This window comes from Paraperlucidibaca sp. (assembly GCF_982810325.1).
Genome location: NZ_CEYEMI010000034.1, coordinates 1 through 6,750 on the forward strand (window position 1 = coordinate 1; position 6,750 = coordinate 6,750).

8 protein-coding genes are annotated in these 6,750 nt (G+C 50.9%); 5 read left to right on the forward strand and 3 right to left on the reverse strand.

Annotation, left to right across the window (positions count from 1 at the left end):
* The 5 genes from AC3DKE_RS09710 to AC3DKE_RS09730 form a co-directional block, all read left to right on the forward strand.
* Positions 1–350, forward strand: a 350-nt coding sequence (locus AC3DKE_RS09710) for a cupin domain-containing protein (protein ID WP_487990557.1), incomplete at its 5' end; no start/stop codon positions are given.
* A 57-nt stretch (positions 351–407) separates the two neighbouring features.
* A complete protein-coding gene (locus AC3DKE_RS09715; protein WP_487990558.1) occupies positions 408–1,208 on the forward strand; it encodes an SDR family NAD(P)-dependent oxidoreductase in 801 nt (266 codons plus the stop codon).
* Positions 1,209–1,210: 2 nt separating this feature from the next.
* Positions 1,211–1,978: a 7-alpha-hydroxysteroid dehydrogenase gene (gene hdhA, locus AC3DKE_RS09720; protein ID WP_487990559.1), complete on the forward strand. Its 768-nt coding sequence runs from the start codon at positions 1,211–1,213 to the stop codon at positions 1,976–1,978.
* Positions 1,979–1,989: 11 nt separating this feature from the next.
* Entirely contained in the window at positions 1,990–3,624 is a 1,635-nt protein-coding gene (locus AC3DKE_RS09725) for a serine hydrolase (RefSeq protein WP_487990560.1), read from the forward strand.
* A 46-nt stretch (positions 3,625–3,670) separates the two neighbouring features.
* Positions 3,671–4,330 carry a glutathione S-transferase family protein gene (locus AC3DKE_RS09730; protein ID WP_487990561.1) on the forward strand — a complete coding sequence of 220 codons (660 nt, stop codon included), beginning with the start codon at positions 3,671–3,673 and terminating at the stop codon, positions 4,328–4,330.
* 32 nt (positions 4,331–4,362) lie between these two features.
* Here the strand turns inward: AC3DKE_RS09730 and AC3DKE_RS09735 are convergent, their stop codons facing one another.
* The 3 genes from AC3DKE_RS09735 to AC3DKE_RS09745 form a co-directional block, all read right to left on the reverse strand.
* The gene (locus AC3DKE_RS09735) at positions 4,363–4,980 is read right to left on the reverse strand and encodes a cation diffusion facilitator family transporter (protein WP_487990562.1); all 618 of its coding nucleotides are present in this window, start codon (positions 4,978–4,980) and stop codon (positions 4,363–4,365) included.
* Between the two features lie 36 nt (positions 4,981–5,016).
* On the reverse strand, positions 5,017–5,430 hold the full coding sequence (gene cueR / locus AC3DKE_RS09740) for a Cu(I)-responsive transcriptional regulator (protein WP_487990563.1): 414 nt from the start codon (positions 5,428–5,430) through the stop codon (positions 5,017–5,019).
* The coding region (locus AC3DKE_RS09745) for a heavy metal translocating P-type ATPase (protein WP_487990564.1) at positions 5,403–6,750 on the reverse strand (1,348 nt) is incomplete at its 5' end. The genes AC3DKE_RS09745 and cueR, both read right to left, overlap by 28 nt.

The window sequence follows — 6,750 nt, forward strand, 5'->3', positions numbered from 1 at the left end:
CAACACATCACGCAGCTGAAGGCGAGGTCGTATGCCTCAAGACTTGGGCGAATGATTTAGCCGTCGAAAAGTCAAAGGTGATAACGAAAGCATCGGGGCTCGAGCTTGCACGGCTCGTGATCGATGCTGGCACCGATATGCATCATTCGACCTACTGTAGTGTGAGCGGCCCGATAGTGATCCAGTGCATAGAGGGTGAGGTTATATTAAAAACGACGAGCACAAGCAGCACCATAAAGCCCGGCGAACTAGTGTACTTAAATGGCGGCACAGAGCATGCGCTGGTTGGGGTTAAGCGGTCAGTTGTATTGTTGACGATCGTATTAGCACCGACTTTAACGGAAGAATAATTTAAAGTTGTGCCCAGAATTAGTTGACCACAACCAACATCAAACTTTGGAGTAAGTATGGATATTCAAGGTAAACGCGTGCTGTTAACAGGTGCTACCGGTGGCATCGGCCAAGCGATTGCGCGAGAGCTCAAGCAGCAGGGCGCTATTTTACTTATCAGTGCTCGCCAAGAGGCTGCTTTGAAAGCCCTTGCAGATGAGTTGGGCGGCGCTGAATATATTGTGGCCGATATGGCGCGCGACGAAGATTTGAAGAAGCTACTAGCTTCAGCGGGCCACGTGGATATTTTGATCGCAAACGCGGGGCTACCGGGCACAGATGAAATTACAGCCTATTCTTGGCCTGAAATTGACTCGTGTTTAGATGTGAATCTGCGCGCTCCTATCTTGCTAGCACAAGGCCTGATGCCAAGCATGGTAGAGCGAGGCGAGGGGCATTTACTGTTTATTAGTTCAGTAGCTGGCAAGGTGGCTTCGCCATTATCAGCGCTTTATAGCGCAAGTAAGTTTGGCCTACGTGGCTTTGCCGACTGCTTGCGGATGGATTTGCATGGCACGGGTGTTGGTGTGTCCACCATTTACCCAGGCATGATTAGCGACGCCGGCATGTATGCTGCTAGTGGTGCCTCGGTACCGCCCGGCGCGCCAACAAATACAACCCAAGACGTAGCGAAGGCAGTGAGCAAGGCCATCATTCGAAATCGCGCTTCAATTGATGTAACCGGCTTGGTGATTAAGTTCGGCATTCATTTGGCGCACTTTTCACCCGGCCTCAATGGCGCATTGCAGCGTCTTGCTGGAGCGCGTGCTGCTGCGAAAGAATTTGCCGACGGCCATCGTAATAAAAAAGGACTCTAATTATGTATACGGCAGATAGTTTTAGACTGGAAAATCAGGTTGCGATTATCACTGGTGCAGGCGCGGGTATTGGTCGTGCGATTGCTGAAACATTTGCAGCCGCAGGGGCTTCGGTCGTTGTTAGCGATCGCGATTTAGTGGCTGCTGAAACTGTAGTGAAGGGCATTCAGTCCAGCGGTGGCAAAGCTGCGGCGATTGCTTGTGATGTCACTCAAGAAAACGACCTCACTAGCTTGGTGGCCGGTGCTGTGCAGCAGTTTGGCAAGCTGACTATTTTGGTGAGTAACGCGGGCGGTGGTGGGCCTAAGCCATTCGATATGCCAATGGAGGATTTTCGCGGAGCGTATGATTTGAACGTTTTTTCGCTGTTCAGGTTAGCCCAAATCGCTGCGCCAGAAATGGAAAAAGCCGGTGGTGGTGCCGTGCTAGCCATTACCTCGATGGCTGGTGAAAATAAAAACAAGCGCATGGCCTCATACGGATCATCTAAAGCTGCCACTAATCACCTCATTCGTAACATCGCCTTTGATCTTGGCCCCAAAGGCATTCGAGTCAATGGCGTTGCTCCAGGCGCTACTCTTACCGACGCACTTAAATCGGTTTTGAACCCAGAAATTGAAAAGAAAATGCTCGCGCATACGCCGATTTATCGCTTGGGCGAGGCTCAAGATATGGCGAATGCGGCCTTGTTTTTGTGTTCTCCAGCGGCAAGCTGGGTCAGTGGGCAGATTCTCACCGTGTCTGGTGGCGGTGTACAAGAGCTAGATTAAGGGGTAAAAGCGTGAAGTATTTTATTGCGGCAGCAATAGCCGTAGCGCTGACAAGTACAGCAGTAGCAGCATCGAAAACTACGCTTTCAGCACAGGAGTCTAGCCCGAAGTCACTGGCGTGGATGCAAGGCTTTCCACCATCGGCAAGTAAAACGATTCGCTTCACCGATGCTGATTACTTCACGTTTCCCAAGCTGCGTTGGACCGCCTGTCATTTTCGCGAATTGATGCCAACGGTAGCCGTTAACAATGGCAGCGATGGTGCGCACAAGCTGCCCGTAGCGCTTGATGCGTCATTGGATAAAGTTAGCTTCAAGCCACTAGGCTCGAAAAAGAAAATGACTTGGGCAGAAGCCTTTGACGCTAATTATTCGGACGGCGTTTTAGTGCTACACCATGGCCAAGTGGTCTATGAACGCTACGCCGGCTGCTTAAGCCCAAATACCCTTCATGGCGCAATGTCTGTGACTAAATCGCTAACCGGACTGCTTGGCGAGATATTAGTTGCTGAAGGTAAGTTGAGCGAAACAGCGTTGGTTGGCAGTTTGATACCGGAGTTAAAAGACAGCGCCTTTGGTGACGCCACCGTGCGGCAAGTAATGGATATGACGACAGCGCTGGATTATTCCGAAGACTATGCCGACCCCAACGCAGAGGTTTGGACCTATGCTCAAGCGGGTAGCCCTTTGCCTAAGCCCGATGCATACAAAGGCCCTCGTAGCTACTTTGAGTTTCTGCAAACGGTAAAGAAAAAGGGTGAGCACGGTGCGGCTTTTGGCTATAAAACGGTTAATGCAGACGTGCTGGGATGGCTGATTGCTCGTAGCACTGGTCAGTCTGTAGCACAGCAATTATCAGAACGTATTTGGAGTCGTATTGGCGCTGAGCGCGAAGCGTTTTACACCGTTGACTCCATTGGCACCCCATTTGCTGGCGGTGGCTTCAATGCGACTTTGCGCGATTTGGGTCGGCTTGGGCTATTGATGCTGAATAATGGGCAGCTTTCGGGCCAGCAAATTTTACCGGTTGCCGCAGTTGCTAGCATTCAGCGTGGTGGCAATAAAACAGTGTTTGCCAAGTCGGGCTACACATTATTACCGGGCTGGAGTTACGCCAGCATGTGGTGGAATAGCCATAATGCTCATGGCGCATATGCCGCTCGCGGTGTTCACGGTCAGATGATTTGGGTCGACCCGAAAGCAGATATGGTCATTGTGCGTTTTGCTTCGAACCCAGTCGCGGCCAACGCAGCCAGTGACCCAACGTCATTGCCTGCTTATCAGGCTATTGCAGAGCATCTAATGGCGACAGACAAAACCCCATTACAAGGCCAAGAGTGGCTTATTGAAGATATCGCGAGTGCAGGGATTATTGATCGTAGCCATGCGAGTTTGCACTTTTTGCCTGATGGCAAAATTGCGGGCAGTGCTAGCTGTAACCGCTTTTTCGGACGCTATAGCTCTAGTGGTAAGAAGCTCAGCATTGAGCAAGTTGGCACAACGATGATGGCTTGCCCTGAAGCATTAATGAATCAGGAAAGTAAGCTGCTGAAGCTTCTACCAATGGTCGAACGTTACCGCATCGATAAGACCGGCGCGCTGATTTTAACGACGACTACTGGCAAAACTATTCTGGCTAGGCGCTAGACGTTTAGTCACGATGATCATCAACCAATAAGCTAGAGAGTACTTCATGAGTTTAATCGTCTACGGCGTGCCTTTATCGCCCTATGTTCGCAAGGTTCGTCTGTGTTTGGCGGAAAAGGCGCTAGCCTATCAGCTTGAAATCATACTGCCATTTGATCAGCCAGCTTGGTTCAAAGATATCAACCCTTTGCAGCGTATTCCCGCTTTGAAAGATGGTGATGTGGTGTTGGCTGACTCTAGTGTGATTTGCCAATATCTTGAGGATAAGTTTCCTGAAACGCGGGCATTACTAGGTACAAATGCAGTGGAGCGTGCTCAGATGCGCTGGATAGAAAAATACGCTGACTACGAGCTAGCGCCGCTGACAACATTTACCGTCTTTAGTCAGCGCGTGCTGAGGCCAAGCATGAATCAGCCGACCGACGAGGCCGTGGTGCAGTTAGCAATGCAGGAAAAGCTGCCACCGCTATTTGACTATCTAGAGAAATACTTAGGTGATGCCGAATATTTTGTTGGCAATAATCTTAGCCTTGCTGACTTAGCTTTCGTCTGCCAGATCACCAATATGGGCTACGGAGGTGAGCGCTTGGACGAGCAGCGCTGGCCAAAGCTGTCAGCACTTTATGCGCGCGTAAAAGCCCGTCCATCACTGCAAGCCGTGTTGCCTGGCGAGCAAAAAATATTGGCATCGCTGGTGAAGAAATAGTACGCACAGGAATGAGGCTAATTCGGGCGCTTTTAGTTTTCTCGTAGTTCTAGCAGAGCTGCACGAGAGATCTGAATGGCGCCAGAAATAGCTAAAGCGGCCATCACAAACGCGACAATGACATCAGGCCAAGCGCTTACCGTAAACCAAACTGCGCCTGCCGCGCCCATAACCGCGATGTTGCCAATGGCATCGTTGCGGCTACAGATCCAGACAGACTGCATATTGCTATCTCCAATTCGATAGCGATAGAGCATAAGCGCAACACCCAGGTTACTGAGTAGTGCGAGAAAGCCCACAAGCCCCATAGTAGTTGGCTCTGGAACCAGACCAGATAGCAAACGGTTGGTGGTGGCATAGAGAATCCAAAGGCCAAATAATCCCATCGTTAGGCCTTTAAGCAGCGATGCTCTTGATCGCCACGCCATGGTGTGGCCGAGCACATACAGGCTTATTCCGTAATTCGCTGCATCGCCTAAAAAATCCAACGAGTCAGCAAAGAGCGCGCTAGAGCCTGCCGCTGAGCCCGCGATGATTTCCACAATGAACATTGCTAAGTTGACTATGAGCGCCACGATTAACACTTTGCGATAGCGAAGATCGGTTACGACTTCCTTGCTTGTGCAGGTGTCATTACAGCAGTCGGACATTTTCAATCTCCTTACAGCGGTGTGCATCTCTTGAAACTACTCGCTGCCCAGCCTGTTTAGGATGGGGCAGTCGGGTCGATTATCGCCATGGCAGGCAGTTGCAAGCGCCTCAAGTGACGCTCGCATTTCTTGCAGCTGCGTGATGCGAGCATCGAGCTCATCTATATGACGGCTGGTTAGCTGCTTTACTTCGGCACTGGCTCGACCTTTATCTCGCCACAACGATAGCAGCTCAGCAATCTGATCTAATGAGAAGCCCATATGCCGTGCGCGCTTGATGAAGCGTAGCTCGTGCACAGCTTCATTCGAGTAGATCCGATAGCCCGCGTTCGTGCGAGGTGATGTAGCAATCAAGTGGATTGACTCATAATGTCGAATCATTTTGCTGGTTACGCCTGCCTGACGAGCTGCTTCACCAATATTCATTTTGCTATCTTCGATGGCTTCCATGTCTTTAACAATAAAGCATTGGCGACAACGCTAACACTTGAGAAAGCCATGGCAGCACCGGCAATGACAGGGCTTAAATAGCCTAGCGCAGCCAGTGGAATACCGACCGTGTTATAGGCGAATGCCCAAAACAAGTTTTGACGAATTTTTGCCCAGGTCAATTGTGAGATCTCAATGGCTTCTGCGATCAAACTTGGGTCGCCGCGCATTAAGGTCACTTTGGCTGTGTGCATGGCAACGTCGCTACCATCGCTCATCGCCATGCTGATATCGGCTGCCGCCAGTGCAGGAGCATCGTTAATGCCATCACCCACCATGGCCGTTACGCCTCGCACTTTAAGGCGAGTAATTTCCTGCGCCTTCTCATTTGGCAATACTTCAGCCACCACATGATCAATGCCAAGCTGCTTGGCCACGGCATTGGCGCTGCCTTTATTGTCCCCGGTAATCATCACGGTCTCGATACCGAGTTGTTGCAGGCGACGAATAGCGGTAAATGCCTCGGGCTTGATTTGATCACGATAGGCCATAAAGCCGAGCAGTGTGGAATCAGTCACGCGCGCTAACCAAGAGACCGTGCAACCTTCCGCCTCTAATGCTTCGGCCTTAGCTTTCAGCGACGACATGTCGACATGACTCTCTTCCATGAGCTGTCTATTACCCAGCAAGTACTCAATGCTATTCACGCTGCCAGATACACCTCGGCCAGCTATAGCGCGGCTATTGCTAGCACTTAGCAGCTGTAGCTGTTCTTTCTCTGCCGCTTTCATCACGGCATGAGCTAATGGATGGTCGCTATCGCTTTGGAGGCTGGCGGCTATAGTTAGCATGTCATCTGTAGCAGCCACGCTTTCTTGGGCAACGAGCTCAGGCTTACCGAGCGTTAAAGTGCCTGTTTTATCGAAGGCAATAATTTGCGTGCTATGCGTTATCTCCAAGGCTTCTGCATCCTTGATCAAAATCCCTCGTCGAGCAGCAACGCCGGTGCCCACCATCACGGCAGTAGGCGTGGCAAGGCCCAAGGCGCAGGGACAGGCGATAACTAAGACTGCAACGGCATTGATGATGGCAATTTCGATGCTACTGCCCGATAACCACCATGCAAAAAATGTGATGGCGGCAATAGCTAATACGGCGGGGACAAAGATCGCACTGACTTTATCGACTTGGCGCTGAATTGGCGCTTTTGCAGCCTGCGCATCCTCCACCATCCTTATAATGCGAGACAGCAATGTTTCAGAGCCAAGCAGCTGCACGCTTACTAACAGCAAGCCATCGGTGCTGATTGAGCCGCCCACCACTTGGTCATCAACGCCTTTT